Source organism: Streptomyces mutomycini, from assembly GCF_001700505.1.
GTDB classification, from domain to species: domain Bacteria; phylum Actinomycetota; class Actinomycetes; order Streptomycetales; family Streptomycetaceae; genus Streptomyces; species Streptomyces mutomycini.
Genome location: NZ_MAPV01000248.1, coordinates 1 through 15922 on the forward strand (window position 1 = coordinate 1; position 15922 = coordinate 15922).

The 15922-nt window shown below is 69.5% G+C and carries 13 protein-coding genes and 1 pseudogene; 4 read left to right on the top strand and 10 right to left on the bottom strand.

The annotated features are described in order from the left end of the window. On the top strand, positions 1 to 614 hold a 614-nt coding region (locus BFF76_RS28320), incomplete at its 5' end, for a response regulator (protein ID WP_065849343.1). 588 nt (positions 615 to 1202) lie between these two features. Further along, a pseudogene (locus tag BFF76_RS34160) lies at positions 1203 to 1498 on the top strand (hypothetical protein); the annotation flags it as partial. Between the two features lie 190 nt (positions 1499 to 1688). Here the strand turns inward: BFF76_RS34160 and BFF76_RS28330 are convergent. The 7 genes from BFF76_RS28330 to BFF76_RS28360 form a co-directional block, all read right to left on the bottom strand. Beyond that, positions 1689 to 2156 (bottom strand): hypothetical protein, encoded by a 468-nt coding sequence (locus BFF76_RS28330; protein WP_065849345.1) that lies wholly within the window; start codon positions 2154 to 2156, stop codon positions 1689 to 1691. A 156-nt stretch (positions 2157 to 2312) separates the two neighbouring features. After that, a complete protein-coding gene (locus tag BFF76_RS28335) occupies positions 2313 to 3035 on the bottom strand; it encodes an IclR family transcriptional regulator (protein WP_053930500.1) in 723 nt (240 codons plus the stop codon). 442 nt (positions 3036 to 3477) lie between these two features. Further along, positions 3478 to 4311, bottom strand: a complete 834-nt coding sequence (locus tag BFF76_RS28340; RefSeq protein WP_053930501.1) for an urease accessory protein UreD — start codon at positions 4309 to 4311, stop codon at positions 3478 to 3480. After that, positions 4308 to 5009: an urease accessory protein UreG gene (ureG, locus tag BFF76_RS28345; RefSeq protein WP_065849346.1), complete on the bottom strand. Its 702-nt coding sequence runs from the start codon at positions 5007 to 5009 to the stop codon at positions 4308 to 4310. Before ureG ends, BFF76_RS28340 begins: the two co-directional genes overlap by 4 nt. A 32-nt stretch (positions 5010 to 5041) precedes the next feature. Next, the gene (locus BFF76_RS28350; protein WP_065849347.1) at positions 5042 to 5716 is read right to left on the bottom strand and encodes an urease accessory protein UreF; all 675 of its coding nucleotides are present in this window, start codon (positions 5714 to 5716) and stop codon (positions 5042 to 5044) included. Between the two features lie 49 nt (positions 5717 to 5765). Further along, positions 5766 to 7733, bottom strand: coding sequence for an urease subunit alpha (locus BFF76_RS28355; RefSeq protein ID WP_053930504.1), 1968 nt, complete (start codon positions 7731 to 7733; stop codon positions 5766 to 5768). Between the two features lie 5 nt (positions 7734 to 7738). Next, positions 7739 to 8452, bottom strand: coding sequence for an urease subunit gamma (locus BFF76_RS28360; protein WP_031089903.1), 714 nt, complete (start codon positions 8450 to 8452; stop codon positions 7739 to 7741). Positions 8453 to 9137: 685 nt separating this feature from the next. On the opposite strand from BFF76_RS28360, the gene BFF76_RS28365 reads away from it, so the two are divergent. Next, a complete protein-coding gene (locus BFF76_RS28365) occupies positions 9138 to 9731 on the top strand; it encodes an isochorismatase family protein (protein ID WP_065849348.1) in 594 nt (197 codons plus the stop codon). Positions 9732 to 9930: 199 nt separating this feature from the next. On the opposite strand, the gene BFF76_RS28370 is transcribed toward BFF76_RS28365, so the two are convergent. Then, positions 9931 to 10683: a DUF899 domain-containing protein gene (locus BFF76_RS28370; RefSeq protein WP_065849349.1), complete on the bottom strand. Its 753-nt coding sequence runs from the start codon at positions 10681 to 10683 to the stop codon at positions 9931 to 9933. A gap of 1192 nt (positions 10684 to 11875) precedes the next feature. Beyond that, positions 11876 to 13645: a glycoside hydrolase family 35 protein gene (locus BFF76_RS28375; RefSeq protein WP_065849350.1), complete on the bottom strand. Its 1770-nt coding sequence runs from the start codon at positions 13643 to 13645 to the stop codon at positions 11876 to 11878. A gap of 130 nt (positions 13646 to 13775) precedes the next feature. Between BFF76_RS28375 and BFF76_RS28380 the strand changes: the two genes are divergently transcribed. Next, the gene (locus BFF76_RS28380) at positions 13776 to 14672 is read left to right on the top strand and encodes a helix-turn-helix domain-containing protein (RefSeq protein ID WP_065849351.1); all 897 of its coding nucleotides are present in this window, start codon (positions 13776 to 13778) and stop codon (positions 14670 to 14672) included. 36 nt (positions 14673 to 14708) lie between these two features. Here the strand turns inward: BFF76_RS28380 and BFF76_RS28385 are convergent, their stop codons facing one another. Continuing rightward, the gene (locus BFF76_RS28385; RefSeq protein WP_065849352.1) at positions 14709 to 15905 is read right to left on the bottom strand and encodes a cytochrome P450; all 1197 of its coding nucleotides are present in this window, start codon (positions 15903 to 15905) and stop codon (positions 14709 to 14711) included. Positions 15906 to 15922: the final 17 nt, after the last annotated feature.

Here is a 15922-nt window from a genome sequence, read left to right on the forward strand (position 1 = left end):
CCTCGGCCGACGACATCGACGTGGTCGCCGAGGCCGGGGACGGCCGCGAGGCGGTGGAGAAGGCCCGGGGCGGCGGGGTCGACGTGGCGCTGCTGGACATTCAGATGCCGGTGATGGACGGGCTGACGGCGCTGGTCGAGCTCGGCCGCGCCACGCCGAAGGTACGGGTCCTGATCCTCACCACCTTCGGCGAGCGGGACAACGTACTGCGGACGCTAGGCCACGGCGGTGCGGGGTTCCTGCTGAAGGACTCCGCGCCCGGCGAGCTGATCCAGGCGGTGCGGGCCGCGGCGGCGGGCAACGCGTATCTCTCACCCGCGGCCACTCGGCATGTGGCGGACGCGCTCTCCGCCACCGGGGCCACCACGCGCGGGGAGGCCGCGCGGCGCCGGCTCGACGGGCTCACCACCCGGGAGCGCGAGGTGTTGGCGCTGCTCGGGGAGGGGCTCTCCAACGCGGACGCGGGGCGGCGGCTGCATATGAGCGAGGCCACGGTGAAGACGTACGTCAGCCGCATCCTCACCAAGCTCGACTGCGACAACCGAGTCCAGGCCGCCCTACTCGCTCGCGACGCAGGGTTCCAGCCGGGGGGACTTCAGCCCGGCGGGCACTGACCGGACGGAGCTACCAAGCCCGTTGACCAAGGGTGAACGCCGTACGGTGGATTACCGGACGCTCCTGGACCAAGATCAGACAACTCGTAATGCGTAGGTCTCGGGTTGGGGCTGAGCCGTGTGTGTCCGACTCATCGGCGGCCGGCGCTGTCGACTGCTTCGGTCAGCCCCTGTGCCCCGTTGAGGAGCAAATCATCCAGGAAGTTGAGGATGTCTGAGCGGCGGGGGCGGTGCCGGCTTGAGCGTAGGCGCGGACCAGTATCTCGCCGATGTGGTGTGCGTCTGCTGCTGCACGGGCGGAGACGCCGAATTTGTCTGCTTCGCCAGCCGGCCTCGGAGCCACCGGTCTCCCTTGCCGCTGGACAGTTCCCCATCCTCGCCGTGTGCGTGATGCGCAGAATGTCGCCGTACTCGCCAGCGCGGACAGCTACGTGCTCGGGGACCTCAGAAACTTGCCGACGGCTCTGGAGCGACCGCTACGGTGTGTCCTTTACGGCGGCTGCTGGAGTCGTTCAGGGGGTAGGAGCCGCCGTTAAGGACAGACGGCGGCGGGCTGCCTACGACGGTTGCGAACGTTGTTGAATCGGCGCCTGGATGTCGGTGCTGGATGAGCCCACGGCCGCCCTCGATGCCGGGGCAGAGCACCATGTTTCCACCGGCCGGCGGGATCTCGCCAAGGACCGGGCCGTCCTTCTGATCACGCACCGGCTCGCCGACGTCGCCGTGGCCGACCGGATCCTCGTCCTCGAGCAGGGCCGCCTCGTTCAGGAGGGGACGTACCCAGCTCCCCCAAGCCCGGGCTCTTTCGGACCCTGGGGGAACTGGAGCTGGTTCACCCTCGAACAAGGACCTCACCGTGGGCGAGGACGGTACGCTGCGGGTAGCGCCGGGCACCGCCGAGGCGCTGGAGGAGGTGACGGACCGGTTCTCCGTGGCTCTGGGCGGCGCGTTCCCTCCGCGGAGGTTTCCTGTGGTCACTTGTGCGGCCGGCGGTGCGGTCCCCGCCGGGCGGTACTGCGTCGTTGCTCCTGCCGCGGTCCGGCCGGACCGGTCGGGCCCGGCCGGAACGGCGGATCAGATGTCGACGACCCGGTAGGCGATGGTGTAAACGCCGCCGGAGCCTTCCAGCACCCGGTACTGCGTCTCCGCGCCGACCTCGTTGCCCGTGACGGTCACCGAGCCGAGCCGGTCGTCGCTGCTGGTGCTGTCGTAGTCCCACAGCGAGAGCGTGCGGGACTCGGTCTTGCCGAGGACCAGCAGCGCGTTGCCGTTGCTCTCGTCCAGGGCGCGGCGGTAGCCGGTGCCCATGGTCTGGTACGACGCGTTGGCGGGCCAGAGCTTCACGGCCTTGCCGCCGTTCGCCGCGATGTTGAGGTAGGCCTCGTCGTGGTCGCCCTCGCTCTCGTCGCCGCAGTGCAGGTCGACGAGCTGGATCTGCACGTAGTCGACCGGATCGGCCTGCGCGGCGCCGGCGGCGCCCACCAGCGAGGTGAGGCCCAGCGCGCCCGCCAGGGCGAAGGTGGTCAGTCGTCGGACGGTCATCTTGTCCCCCGTAGTCTCAGGTTTTCGCCGGTCCCCCGACCGGCTCAAAGAACAGACTGCCGGACCGCTGTCCGCCGTTCTACGCGCGTTCCACTGAGCGGAACCGGCGCGCGGAGAAGGGCCGGGCACGTCAAGAGCGCCATGCCTGACGATGCGTCAATAGTGCAGGACGGGAGGCAGACGGGGCGAGGCGCCGGCCCGGACGAGTGCCGCGGTGACGGCCGCGGCCGCCCGCGCCGCCTCCTGGGCCGCCCGCTGCAGCCCCTGCGCGGACAACGTCATGACGGCGATCGCGGCGACGGTCCGGTCGTCGCGTCCCCGCACCGGCAGCGCCGCGCAGCACACCCCGTCCATCACCTCCGCGCACTCCAGCACCGCCCCCGGCAGCCGGCCCCCGGAACCGGCCCGGCCCCGATCGCTCAACACCTGGCCGGCCGCCGTGTCCAGCAGGAAGCTCATCCCGTTCCGCACCGGCACCAGCGGCTCCACCTCGCCCGGCACGGATGCCACGGTGAGCGCCCGCCCGTCATGCAGGACGGTCAGCAGGGCGCTCGCCCCGGTGGCCGCCCGCAGCCGGTGCAGTGGGTGACGGGCCGACACCCGTAAGCCCGGGTGCGGCTCCCACGCCTGCCCGAGACGGTAGAGCTGCGAGCCGACGCGGTAGCGGCTGCCCCGCCGCTCCACCGCGCCCACCAGCAGCAACTGCTCCAGCAGCCGGTGCGCGCTCCCCTTGGGCAGGGCGCAGGCCGCGGCGATCTCGGTGAGCCCTGCCTCCCCGCCACACCTGCGCAACGCCTCCAGGAGCGCGAACGCCCCTTCGATCACGCCTCGCCCGCGGTCCGTTCCCCGCTCCTGCTCCCTGTCCGCGTGTCGCGACATCTCTCCCCCAGCCGGTCACCGGGCCGTACTCCTTCGCACGGCCGCCGAGAGAGAATGCCCGACCTTCACAGCAGGGGCACACCCCGCCGCGCGCGAACGTGACCCACAGCACACCGGCCGCCGCTACCCGTGGGACGAGAGGAGCACAAGAGGGCTCGGGGTCCCGGTGGGGCTGGTCGGCAGCGCGGCTCCGGGTCCCGGTCCGGACCGGGACGGGACGGGCAGCCCGTTCCGATTCGGCTGATCCAGCGCGCCCGGCCTCGTAGCGTCCAGCTTTTACGGCGGCTGCTGGAGTCGTTCATGGGGTAGGAGCCGCCGTTAGCTGGACACCGGGGGCGGGTGAGGCGCATGGTCGAGCATGCGGCCGATTGTCGGCAGGTGCGCCTCGCTCGGGCAAGTCCGCATGCCTCGCGCAGCGCGGCGCGGGGCGCGGTGGCCTGTCCTACTTCCTTGCACGGTTTGACCCGTCAGCGCTGGTGGAGTAGGCAGCATTGAGGATGTGGCGCAGGCGGAGGCCGTCCGGGGCGAGGGCAGTGATGAGTGTGGCTGGCCCGGCGAGGGGGGTGAGAACCGCTTGACCGTCCTCCGGGGATTCGGTGAGGACCTGGGGCTCACGTGGGTTCTCGTCGAAGTCCGGGTCGACGAGGAGGATTTGGCCGGTCGTTCGATGGTGGCCGAGAACAGCCGGGGTGTCCCATCCGGGTGCCCCCGGCCCGTAGTCCGCTTCTTGGTCAAGGAGCACGTGGCCGCCGCGACGGACGGTGAGCCGGGTTGCCACATGACCGGGTGGTTCGCCCATGCGCCCGAGTACCTGCTCTTCGCGCAGGACGAGCCGCGCGGTGGGGGCGAGGTCGATGGTCCAGGTCTGCCGTAGATTGCTGCCTGCCGCGCTGATCAACGGCTTGGGCAGCCAGCGGAGTTCCGCGTGTTCCGCCACGGTCAGGTGCACGTCGTAGGTGGCGTGCGCGGCGGTGGGACCTCTCAGGGCGAGAGTCGCAGCTGCGGAAGTGATGTGCAGGGAGGCGCCCTGCCGGGCGGTGGCTTCGATGCGCAGGCGGTCGCCGCCGAGGGGGGCGCTCATGGCTCCGACGACGCACACCCGCGCCTCGGTGCCCCGGGAGCGCAGACGCCGGAATTCGAAGGGGCCGTCGCCGTCCAGGACGGGCAGGACGGTGGCGCCGGCCCTGGCGGCCGCGGTGACACGGGCGGTGGCCCGTACGCCCATGGCTGCTGTATTACGGCCGATCGGCGGGGCAGGCGCGGTGGTGGGGCTCATGCGGGGCCTGCGGACCAGTCGGTGAGGCGTTCGCGGACCCAGTCGGCGACCGGTTTGATGCCGCCTTCCTCCTTGAGGGAGGTGAAGGCGACCGGGAGGTCACCGCGCTGGGCCCTGGCGTCGTGGGCCATGGCGTCCACGTCGGAACCGACGTAGGGGGCGAGGTCGGTCTTGTTGACGACGAGGAGGTCGGCAGTGGCGACGCCGGGTCCGCCCTTGCGGGGGATGTCGTCGCCGCCGGCCACGTCGATGATGAAGATCTGGTTGTCCACCAGTCCCTTGGAGAAGGTGGCGGTGAGGTTGTCGCCGCCGGATTCCACCAGGATCAGGTCGAGGGAGCCGGACATCTCCTCCAGGTCCTCGACGGCTTCGAGGTTGGCGGAGATGTCGTCGCGGATGGCGGTGTGCGGGCAGGCCCCCGTTTCGACGGCCTTGATCCGCTCGGGCGGCAGGACCGCTTCCCGGAGCAGGAAGTCGGCGTCCTCGCGCGTGTAGATGTCGTTGGTGACCACGGCGATGGACACTTCGGTGCGCAGTGCCCGGCACAGGGCTGCGACGGTGGCGGTCTTTCCCGAGCCCACGGGGCCGCCGAGCCCGATACGCAGGGCGCGGCGGCTGCCGTCGGGGCGCTCGGTGGCAGGGGCGCTGTAGGTGTGCCGGTGGGGGAACTTCTCGTCGAGGTCGTGGCCGAGGTGCATGCGTTTCCTTGCGTGTTTCTCGTGGTGGGTGATCAGGAGGCGAAAAGGCGGGCCGGCCGTGTGGCGTGCTGCTGGGCGCTGATGTCCAGCAGCGGCGCGGAGGCCGCAGGCAGCACGTCGATTCCCTCTTCGGCGACGCGCCGAGCTGTGGCTGTGGCGGTCTCAGCGACGCGGTCGAGCTCCGGGACGAGGCGGGCGAGCACCGTAGTGGCGTCGAACGGATCCAGGCTGAGCAGTCGCACCGTCGCTGTGGCCGGCCCGCTGACGGTTTCGTACACCGCCGCATAGGCGGCGTCCAACGGTTCGAGTCCGGCCGACCTGGCGGCCACACCCAGCACCACCGGCTGGTGTGCGCCCCTGGGCCGCGCCGTGGCGAGCGCGTCGAGTTCGGCAGAGGGCCATGTGGCGCGCGCCGCCCGCATCATCTGCCGGCCCAGCTTCCGGGCGGTGTCCCGCAGGGCCGCCACCGGGGTACGGGCGTCGGCGGCTCTGTCCAAGGCCAGTGGATCGTGCCCGGCGGCGGCCGCGGCGGCCAGCGCGGCCGCGACCAGCCCGGCAGTGTGCAACCGGCCCCGGCAGAAGTTCTCCAGGGACTCGGCGTCCCTGATCCGGCCGGCCGCGACCGCCGGTTCGGCCCCGCCCGAGTGGGCGTGACCTCCGGCGGGGAACCTCCCGTCAGCCAGCACGAGCAGCGCGGCACGGTTCATTCTCATTCCTCTGCTTGATGACGGTTCGGCTTCCGTGCTTCCGACGGCCTCAGAAGAGGAAGTAGCGCTGGGCCATGGGGAGTTCGGAGACGTAGGCGCGGTCGACGATGTGACCGTCGACGAACGTCGTCACGTCGGTCACTTTCGCCCCTCCGACGATGACCTCGTAGGTGTCGGGATCGATCCGGACGGCGGGTGTGGCGCTGTTCTCCTTCATGTCGGCCTTCTTGACGGGGCGGGTGTCCGTGATGGCCCTGAACCGCTTGTTCAGCTTGCGGCCCTCAGCTACCCCGTTCTTGACGGCCCGCTCGGTGACGAAGTTGTAGGAGAGGGCGCCAGGTGCCAGGCCGGTGGCTCCCCACATCGGGCGGGGAAGTACCGGCTGAGGGGTGGGGATCGACGCGTTGGCGTCCCCTACCTGCGCGTACGCGATCTGCCCGCCCTTGATGACCATGTGCGGCTTGACGCCGAAGAACTTCGGCTCCCACAGCACCAGGTCGGCCAGCTTCCCGGTCTCCACCGACCCGACGACGGTGTCGATGCCCTGGGCGAGGGCCGGGTTGATGGTGTACTTCGCGACGTACCGGCGGGCGCGCCGGTTGTCGGCCAAGGGCGGCTCGGCCTCCGGGGTCGTGTCTGCCGGAGTCTTGGCCTTCCTGTCCTTCGGCTCGACTTCCGGCTTGTCCTTGGGCTGGTCTTCCTCCAGGAAGCCGCGGCGGACCTTCATGACGTGTGCGGTCTGCCAGGTGCGCATGATCATTTCGCCGATGCGGCCCATGGCCTGGGCGTCCGAGGACATGATCGAGATGGCGCCGAGGTCGTGGAGGATGTCCTCGGCGGCCATGGTGGAGGGCCGAATCCGGGAGTCCGCGAAGGCCAGGTCCTCCTCGACCTTCGGGTTGAGGTGATGACAGACCATCACCATGTCGAAGTGCTCCTTGACCGTGTTGACGGTCAGCGGCCGGGTGGGGTTGGTGGAGGCGGGCAGCACGTTCGGCTCGCTCACCATCTTGATCATGTCCGGGGCGTGGCCGCCGCCGGCACCTTCGACGTGGAAGATGTGGATGGACCGGCCGTCGATCGCGTCGATGGTGTCCTGGACGAAGCCCGCCTCGTTCAACGAGTCGGCGTGCAGCGCGAGTTGCACCCCGGTCTCCTTGCAGACCTCCAGGCACTTGTTGATGACGGCGGGGGTCGCGCCCCAGTCCTCGTGGATCTTCAGTCCGATGACACCGGCGTCCACCTGGTCCAGCATGGACTCCGTCGACATGGTTGCGCCCTTGCCGAGCAGCCCGATGTTCACCGGGAAACCGTCCAGCGCCTCAAACATGCGGTCGATGTGCCACGAGCCCGGGGTGACCGTGGTCGCCGTGCTGCCCTCCGCCGGACCCGTACCACCGCCGATGAGCGTGGTGACACCGGAGGCGAGTGCCTCGTCGATCTGGTCGGGGCAGATGAAGTGGACGTGGGTGTCGATCCCGCCGGCGGTGAGGATCCTGCCCTTGCCCGCGATGACCTCGGTGTCCGGACCGATGACGAAGTCGGTGGGCCTGGGACCGATGCCGTTGTGGCAGGCCCCCTCTTCGTGCAGAGGGTCCATCGTCTCGGGGTTGTACGCCTTGCCGAGCGCGACGATGTTCCCGTCCCGGATGGCGACATCCGCTTTGACGACGCCCCAGTGGTCCAGGACCACCACGCCGGTGACGACCGTGTCCGGAGGCACCGCGCCGACGGTGGCCGCGGACTTGCCGGGTCGGGCCTTGCCCGGGTTGCGCGGCACGACGGACTGGCCCATCGACTCGCGGATCACCTTGCCGCCCCCGAAGACCATCTCGTTGCCGCTGCGCCCGGGGCCTCCCGACCAGTCGTCCTCGATCTTGATCCGCAGCGCCGTGTCGGCGAGGCGGATACAGTCACGAGTCGTCGGGCCGAACCGGTCCGCGTAGGCGGCACGGGTCAGTGGGTCGGAGGGCTTCGGCTCGTCGTGGCAGCACGAACAGTCCGGGCACTGTGCCATGGAATTCACACCTGCTCCTTGTCGAACGAACCCTTGACGTTGTCGAGCGATCCCCTGACCTTCTCGGGCAGGCCCCGGACCTTGTCGCGCAGACCGTGCACCACGCGGTCACCCTCGATGGGTACGAGCTCGACCTCTTCGGTGATGCCGGGTTCGAAACGCACGGAGCTGCCGGCGGGAACGTTCAGACGCAGGCCCCACGCTTTCCTGCGGGGGAACGTGAGCCCGTCGTTGGCTTCGGCGAAGTGGTAGTGGGAGCCGACCTGGATGGGGCGGTCGGTCGGGTTTTCGACGGTCAGCTTCGTGACCTGGCCGAGCTGCCTGTGGCGTTCGTTGAAGATGACCACCTCGTCTCCCTTCCGGGGGGAGAAGTCCACCCGTCCCGGCGAGACGGCCGGCTCTTCGTCCTCGCCTGCTTCGGGGAACGGGCCGTGGATCGTGACCAGCTTCGTGCCGTCGGGGAACGTCGCCTCAACCTGCACGTTCTCGATCATCTCCGGGACGCCCTCCATGACTTCCTCCCGGGACAGGACCTTGCGTCCGGAGGACATGAGCTCGGCGACGCTTCTGCCGTCCCTGGCCCCTTCGAGGACGTGCACGATCAACAGCGCCATCGCTTCCGGGTAGTTCAGCCGCACGCCGCGGGCCCGCCGTTTCTCAGCGACGTCCCCCGCCACGTGGATCATCAGGCGTTCTTGCTCGTGTGGGGTCAGGTGCACAGCCAGTTCCCTGCATTCGCTCCCGCCCAGAACTCCTGTGCTGGGCTGTGAGCCGGGGGTGTGGCCATGCACATCCACTGTTCGGGAAGACACTGTGACGTTGCATCCGGTGCCCTTGGCGCAGCACGGATGCAGTCCTCGGCCGTACAGCCCCGACTCGACGTGGAACCATCATGATCACGTCGCCGGGGTCGTAGCCCTGTTACTGGTCACCTGGAACCCGAATGAGTGATCACGAAGCTGAGGAGGTGACGGCTTGGGGTGACCTTGCGGCGTCGGGGCGGGAGGTGCCGGATCAGGATCCGGTGCCCGACAGTCCGAGGAAACCGGCACCAGCCTGCACTCCCTTCCCGGAGTGGCTGTCGGGCGGTGACCCGGACTGTCACACACCGGCCGCATCCACGATCAGCACGATGGTGGCGAAGTAGTGGGCAACTCCACGCGCTACCACGCCCGTCGCATACGCCGTGAGCCTGATGGACGCCCGCGAATCGTTCCTGCGGTGAACGTCTGCGTCCGGGCGGGTGAGAGACGGTCGTTGTGAATGAGCCGGTGACGTGGGGGCCGGTAGAACACGGGAGGATGCCGCCGCGGTCGCCGAGCCGCCGCGTTCCGTGCCCGGGGCCGTGAGATTCCTCAGTAGTTCCGACCGCTGTTCCAAGACGCTGGTGAAGGGGGCTCGTCAATGAGCCGAGGCTTGATCGTCGTAGATGTGCAGAACGATTTCTGTGAAGGAGGCAGCGTTCCCGTCGCCGGCGGCGCGCAGATCGCGACGAAGATCGCCGACCTGGTGGAGCAGAGCGCGGGCCGGGACTACCAGTACGTCGTGGCCACCCGTGACCACCACATCGACCCGGGAAGTCACTTCTCGGAGGACCCGGACTTCAAGGACAGCTTCCCCGTGCACTGCGTGGCCGGGGACGAGGGCGGGGAGTTCCACCCGCACTTCGCGCCCGCCGCCACCGGGGGCAAGGTCGACGCCGTCTTCTTCAAGGGCGCCCACAGCTCCTCCAAGAGCGGCTTCGAAGGCGCCGACGAGCAGGGCACGTCCCTGGCCGACTGGCTGCGCGCCCGCGGAGTGGAGGACGTCGACGTGGTGGGAATCGCCACTGACCACTGCGTGCGCGCCACCGCGCTGGACGCAGTGAAGGCCGGTTTCCGCGCACACGTACGCCTGGACTACTCCGTCGGCGTCGCCCCCGACACGATCGCTTCGACCTTGGACGACTTCCGTGAGGCGGGCATCGTCGTATCCGGAGAGGCGCCAGTACCGCAGTAGCGCTTCACAGCAGACCGGACGGCAGCGGGCCGGATGCGGGTGCGTCGTGTTGCCGAAACCGGCGGCACGACGCACTCTTGTGCGCTGCGCTCCCTACGGCGAGGCGAACGGTCAGCTGTTTCGACTGCGTCCGGGCCGGTCGTGATGCCAGGGCCGCCGAGGACGGGTGGATCGTCCCTGGCGGCCCCGGCGGGCGGCGTCAGGTGTCGCAGTGGCCGCAGCCGTCCCGGCCCGTCCGGTCGTCGTAGTCGTCGTGGTGGCGGACCCAGTTCATGATCCCGGCCCCCTCCTGGCGCCCGAGGGGGGTCAGGTCCAGGTAATTGAAGGTGCCGTTGAGGAGATCGGTGCCGCGCGAGTACGTCGAGTAGGTGTGGAACACTCGGTCGCCCTCGCGGAGGAAGACGCTCAGACCGTGCTGCTCGCCGCTCAGGGCCCAGGAACCGATTCCGGCCTCCCGCAGCTCGTCCTTCGTGCGGAAGTTGAAGAGAACGGGTGCCACGTGTTCATCCATGGTGACGTGGAAATCGTAGTTGAACGACGTTTTGTGGGACGAGAACCAGGGAAATGTCCACCCCATGCGTTCACGGAATTTCGAGATGTTCGCAAGAGGTGCGCGGGAGACCGCGGCGAATGACGTCCGGGCCGCGTGCAGATGTGCCAAGTGACCGATGTTGTCGGCGAGGAGCGAACACCCGGTACAGCCGGCATCCCAGTCGGGTGCCAGCATGAAGTGGTAGACGATGAGTTGACTGCGGCCGTCGAACAGGTCGACGAGGGTGGACGTGCCGTTCGGCCCGTCGAAGACGTACGGCTCAGTGATCTCGACCATCGGCAGGGCTCGGCGCTGTGCGCTGAGCGCGTCCCGTGCCCGGTCGAACTGCTTCTCCCGTTCCAGTAGTTCCTTCCGGGCCGCTAACCATTCTTCTTTCGACACTATCGCCGGACTGTTCAATTCGGGCCTCGCCTTCGTCGTGCTTTCCCAGCAGTGGGAATCCTACCGGAAGAGGGGCGGCCGCAGCGTTCGGCGCCGGTGGTGGCACCCGGTTCATTCGCGCCCGGGCCGAGCGCCGAAACCCGCGCTCCCGCGATCCGGCGGACGGTGCCGGGAATAGGGTGCGCACATTTCGAGTAGCCAGAACCCACGAACCGCCGGGTGCATTCGGCAGGACTTTCCGCACCGCTCGAGGCACCCAAACGAGGAGTACCGCACAGGTGACGAGGGCCTCGAGGGCTCCGACGACGAGTACGACGACGAGGACGGGGAGCCGGCGGAGGACGAGGACGGGGAGTGCGACACCTACGAGGAACTGCCTGATGAAGGCGGAGAGGAACAAGAAAAAGTGATTCCGCGGGGCAGGCGCGCTTAGGCGGCCAGGAGCGGGGCACACGGAGGTGGCACGACAGAAACCCCACAGTCGCCGATGGCATGACAGCCCGGTTTTCACCTGGCACGTGTTGTGCGGGAGGCGTACGAGGGGTGGTGCTTGTCAGTCGTGACGAGGGGCCTGTACCCATCGAATATTCGTAGAGATCGGAACTGAAATGATTCTCCTTGGCGCTATTCTGCTCATCATCGGCCTGCTGGTCGGAGTCTCCCTGCTGACGACGATCGGTGGCGTTCTCGTAGTGGTCGGTGCAGTTCTGTGGCTTCTCGGCGCGAGTGGTCGCAAGGTCGGCGGACGCAGGCATTACTTCTAGCATTACTTGCATCCGGGCGGTTCGTGGACGGAACGTTCTCACCGTCGGCTACGCCCCGGGCGTGCGGGGGAGGCACGCTCTTTGAAGGTCACGCGGTCGCCGGTTCCGCTCGGTGTGAATCCCCGTGCGAAGGGCCGGACCGTACGTCCGCGTGACCGGCCGGTGGCAGTTTGCCGCCAACCGTGGACTCGACTGCGGCAGGCGCCGCCACCTCTGGTGGCAGCGTCCCTGTACGTGCTCCACACCCTTTCTCGCGTAGTCGGCCGGCCGGCGGATGCCGGCTGCAGTCGCCACCCCGGAGAGCCGTCGTGTGACGACGAGACTGCGGAGTTCGTCCTCGGCTCCTTCGAGGTGCGCGAGGCGTGACGGGCCGGTGGGACGAACCGCGGGGTGGACGAGTCGGGCGGGTCCTGTGCCGGCCTCCTCGTCCACCCCGTGCGCGCCCCTCAGCCGAGAGTCAGCAGACGGCCGCCCGAGTGCTCCAGTTCCAGGACCCACACCTCGTTCGCACCTTCACGGAGCAGGGGCCCGGGAACGTACAGGGACTGCTGGGGTCCCACGTTCCAATAGCGTCCCAGGCAGAAACCGTTCACCCACACGAAGCCGCGTTCCCACCCCGGCAGGGCGACCGCGGCGTCACCCGCGCCGCACACGTCGAAGGTTCCCCGGAAGAGACCTGCCGCGCCCGCTTGTGGAGAGCGGAACGGAACCTCTGCCAGCGCGTCCGCGCCCTCGAAGGCGTCCAGGGCCAGCCCCCGCGCCCGTACGCCGTGCAGGTACTGCCGCTCGTGCAGGACACCTCCCGTGATCCCCTTCGGCTCCGCGAAACGCGGCCCGTAGTTGATCCGCCCCAACGACTCCACCCACAGCTCCACGGATGCCGGCCCGGAGACCGGCTCGTCCAGCCCGGTGTACGAACCGGCCTCGGCCGGGCCGCCGCCCAGCACCCCCGCCCGCGCGCCGTCGACGTACACCACCGCCCGGTCCCGCAGCCCGGTCACACCCAGCGGATACGGCTGACGTGGCCCCGGCACGTCCACCCGGTAGCGGACCAGCCCCCGGTCCACCCCCAGCTCCTCGAAGGTCGGCGGCATCACCCACTCGGCTTCCGGACCGCCGAGGTTGTCCATGACGTCACTCAGAGGTGCCCAGTCCACGAGCTCCGCGCACACCGGACCGGTCAGGGCGGCGGGCGCAGCCGGCACGTCGGGAAGTGGGGCACCCTCCTCCTGATGAAGGGCGAGGATGTCCCTGAACAGCCAGAACTTCTCCGTGGGACGGCCGTATTCGTCGATGGGGGCGTCGTAGTCGTACGACGTCACGGTCGCCTCGAGCTCCCCGTCGTGCAGTTCCCCGGAACGGTTCGCCCCCGACCAGCCGCCGAAGTTCGTACCACCGTGTGCCATGTAGATGTTGACGGACGCGCCGCACCGAAGGATCTCCTCCAACGCCGCAGCCGCGTCGGCCGGATCCCGTACCACCGGCTCCGCACCCCAGTGCCCGAACCACCCGCACCAGAACTCCATGCACATCAGCGGCCCGTCCGGACGGTGCCGCCGCAGCGTCCCGAGACCCTCCCGTGCTTCCGAACCGAAATTCGCCGTCGCCAGAATCCCCGGGACCGAGCCGCCGGTCAGCATGTGGTCCTCCGGCCCGTCGGACGTGAACAGCGGCACCGTCACACCGATCTCGCGCAGCATCTCCGCGAGGCGGCTCAGATAGACCTGGTCGGAGCCGTAGCTGCCGTACTCGTTCTCGACCTGCACCATGATCACAGGCCCGCCGCGGTCGATCTGGCGCCGCACCACCTGCGGCAGCAGCCGCCGGAACCACCGTTCCACGTGCCCGAGGTACTCCGGATCGCGGGTCCGCACCCGGGTGCCCAGCGGCCCTGTCAGCCAGTGCGGCAGACCGCCGTTCTCCCACTCGGCACAGATGTACGGCCCCGGCCGCACGATCGCCCACAGCCCCGCCGCTTCCGCGGCGTCCAGGAAACGCCCCAGCGCCTCCACGTCGCGACCGCGCCCCTGCTCCGGCTCGTGCAGGTTCCACGGGACGTACGTCTCCACACAGTTCAGCCCCATGGCACGCAGCATCGCCAGCCGGTGCCCCCATTGACCCTCGTGCACCCGGAAATAGTGCAGAGCGCCCGACAACAGCCTTACGGGCCGCCCGTCCAGCTCGAAATCCTTCTGACCCACCGTGAACTCGGCCATGGTTGCCCGCCTTTCGTTCCGCCACCACCCCACCTCACCCCCTGGCGGCCACCCCGTCCATGGACAAAGATCAGTACTGCTTGGACGCAACGGGACGCCGACGGATGGGGCAGGGAGGAAACGGAAGCGGATGCACCACACCTGGATGCGCTATTTCACACCCGGCCCCACCCACCGGAAGCTGGGTCTGGTCTGCCTCGGAGTCGGCCTCCAGCACGGCACCCTGCCCGCCGTGGGACCCCGTACCCTCGACCACCACGTCGCCGTCGTCATCAGCGCGGGCAGCGGCTGGTACCGCTGCCCCGACGGCGCACGCACCCCCGTGACCGCCCCCGCTCTGATCTGGCTCGTGCCGGGCATTCCGCATCACTACGGTCCCGACCCCGCCACCGGTTGGGACGAGAGCTTCGTCGACTTCACCGGCCCCGCCACCGCCGCGTACACCGAACTCGGTTACATCGAACCCGAGCGCCCGGTCGTCCCCCTCGCCGACACCGTGTCCGTCCGCGCCGCCGTGGGCCGCATCACCCGTGCCGCCCGACTCGGCAATTCCCTCCTGGAGGTCGAGACGGGGGCCGCCGTACACGAACTGCTGGTCGCCCTGCGCCGTGCCCGGGCCGACGTAGGAGCCGACGGAGACCCAGTGCTCAGCGCACTCGCCCGGGACGCCTTCCAGCCACTGTCCGTCGCCGAACACGCCTCCCGCCACGGCATGACCCCGGCCGAGCTGCGCACCGCCGTACGCCGCGGAGCCGGATGCAGCCCCAAGGACTACCTCCTCGGTATCCGCCTCGGCCGCGCCAAGGAACTCCTCGCCGCCACCGAGCTCCCCGTCGCCGCCGTGGCCCGCCGCGTGGGTTACGACGACCCCGCGTACTTCTCCCGCCTCTTCACCCGGCGCGTCGGCATGGCCCCGGTCCGCTTCCGGGACCAGCAGGGCCGGGCGGTCCCCGGCGGCCGGAGCCGTCAGATCCCGTATGCCGAACCCCCGCCGGCCATCGCCGCACCGCCGACCCGAGCCCCCTGAACCCGCGTTCACGGAGTCCGGCCGGTGCGGTGGTGCTCACCAGGTGACGGGCAGGGCGTGCAGGCCGTAGATGACGGCGTCGTACTTGAAGGGAATCGCGTCGAGGCCCTCGACGGCCCGGAGGGTGGGGATGCGGCGGAAGAGGGTCGGATAGATGACCTGGAGTTCCATGCGGGCCAGGGGCTGGCCGACGCAGTGGTGGCTGCCGGCGCCGAACGCCTGGTGCTGACGGGCGTCGCGGGTGATGTCGAGGCGGTCCGGCTCGGGGAAGACCGAGGGGTCGCGGTTGGCGAGTTCACCGAGGAGGATGACGCCGTCCCCGGCACGGATGGTGTGCCCGGCGATCTCGATGTCCTCCAGGGCGGTACGGCGTCGGCCGAGGTGGACGATGGAGAGGTAGCGCAGGAGTTCCTCGACGGCGTCGCGGACGACGGCGGGGTCGTCCGTGTCGCGGATCAGGGCGAGTTGCCCGGGGTGCTGCAGGAGCAGGAGTGTGCCCAGGCTGATCATGTTCGCGGTCGTCTCGTGTCCGCCCAGGAGGAGGAGCACGCCCATGGTGGCGGCCTGGCGGCGGGTGAGCTCGCCGCTCTCGATCCGTACGCAGAGGCTGGAGAGGAGATCGTCGCCGGGCTCCACGAGCTTGCGGCCGACGAGCTCGTCGAGGTAGGCGGCGAGGTTGGTGTGGGCCGCCTGGCGTTCCTGGGGGGTGGCGACGGCGGAGACGATGGCCTTGCTGTTGGTCTGGAAGAACTCGTGGTCCTCGTAGGGGACTCCGAGCATTTCGGAGATGACCAGGGAGGGGATCGGCAGGGCGAGCGACTGGACGAGGTCGGCCGGTTTGGGGCCATCGAGCAGGGCGTCGACGAAGTCGTCGGCCATCTTCTGCACGCGGGGGCGCATCGCCTCGACCCTCTTGATGGTGAAGGCGCCGCTGACCATGCGGCGCAGCCGGGCGTGCTCGGGGTCGTCCATGCCGACGAAGCTCAGGTCGGTGCTGCCGGCATGGGCGTGCGCCGGGTCCACGGGGCTGGGGAAGCCCGGCCTGGTGAACTCCACGCTGAGACGGGCGTCGGACAGCAGTGCCTTCTGTTCGGCGTGCCCGGTCACGGCCCAGGGAGTGCTGCCGCCCCACGAGCGGACCGGGGTCAGCGGACCGTGTGCGGACAGCGCCCGCATTTCGGGTGAGGGGGCGAAAGGGCACTCGGAGGAGCGCGGCGGGGGGAAGTCGGGGATCTCGGGGGAGACTGCTT

Coding starts and splice junctions, on each gene's coding strand:
- BFF76_RS28365 (WP_065849348.1), top strand. CDS start 9,138: ATGAGCCGAGGCTTGATCGTCGTAGATGTGCAGAACGATTTCTGTGAA.
- BFF76_RS28380 (WP_065849351.1), top strand. CDS start 13,776: ATGCACCACACCTGGATGCGCTATTTCACACCCGGCCCCACCCACCGG.
- BFF76_RS28375 (WP_065849350.1), bottom strand. CDS start 13,645: ATGGCCGAGTTCACGGTGGGTCAGAAGGATTTCGAGCTGGACGGGCGG.
- ureG (WP_065849346.1), bottom strand. CDS start 5,009: ATGCACCTCGGCCACGACCTCGACGAGAAGTTCCCCCACCGGCACACC.
- BFF76_RS28335 (WP_053930500.1), bottom strand. CDS start 3,035: ATGTCGCGACACGCGGACAGGGAGCAGGAGCGGGGAACGGACCGCGGG.
- BFF76_RS28355 (WP_053930504.1), bottom strand. CDS start 7,733: ATGGCACAGTGCCCGGACTGTTCGTGCTGCCACGACGAGCCGAAGCCC.
- BFF76_RS28330 (WP_065849345.1), bottom strand. CDS start 2,156: ATGACCGTCCGACGACTGACCACCTTCGCCCTGGCGGGCGCGCTGGGC.
- BFF76_RS28340 (WP_053930501.1), bottom strand. CDS start 4,311: ATGAGCCCCACCACCGCGCCTGCCCCGCCGATCGGCCGTAATACAGCA.
- BFF76_RS28350 (WP_065849347.1), bottom strand. CDS start 5,716: ATGAACCGTGCCGCGCTGCTCGTGCTGGCTGACGGGAGGTTCCCCGCC.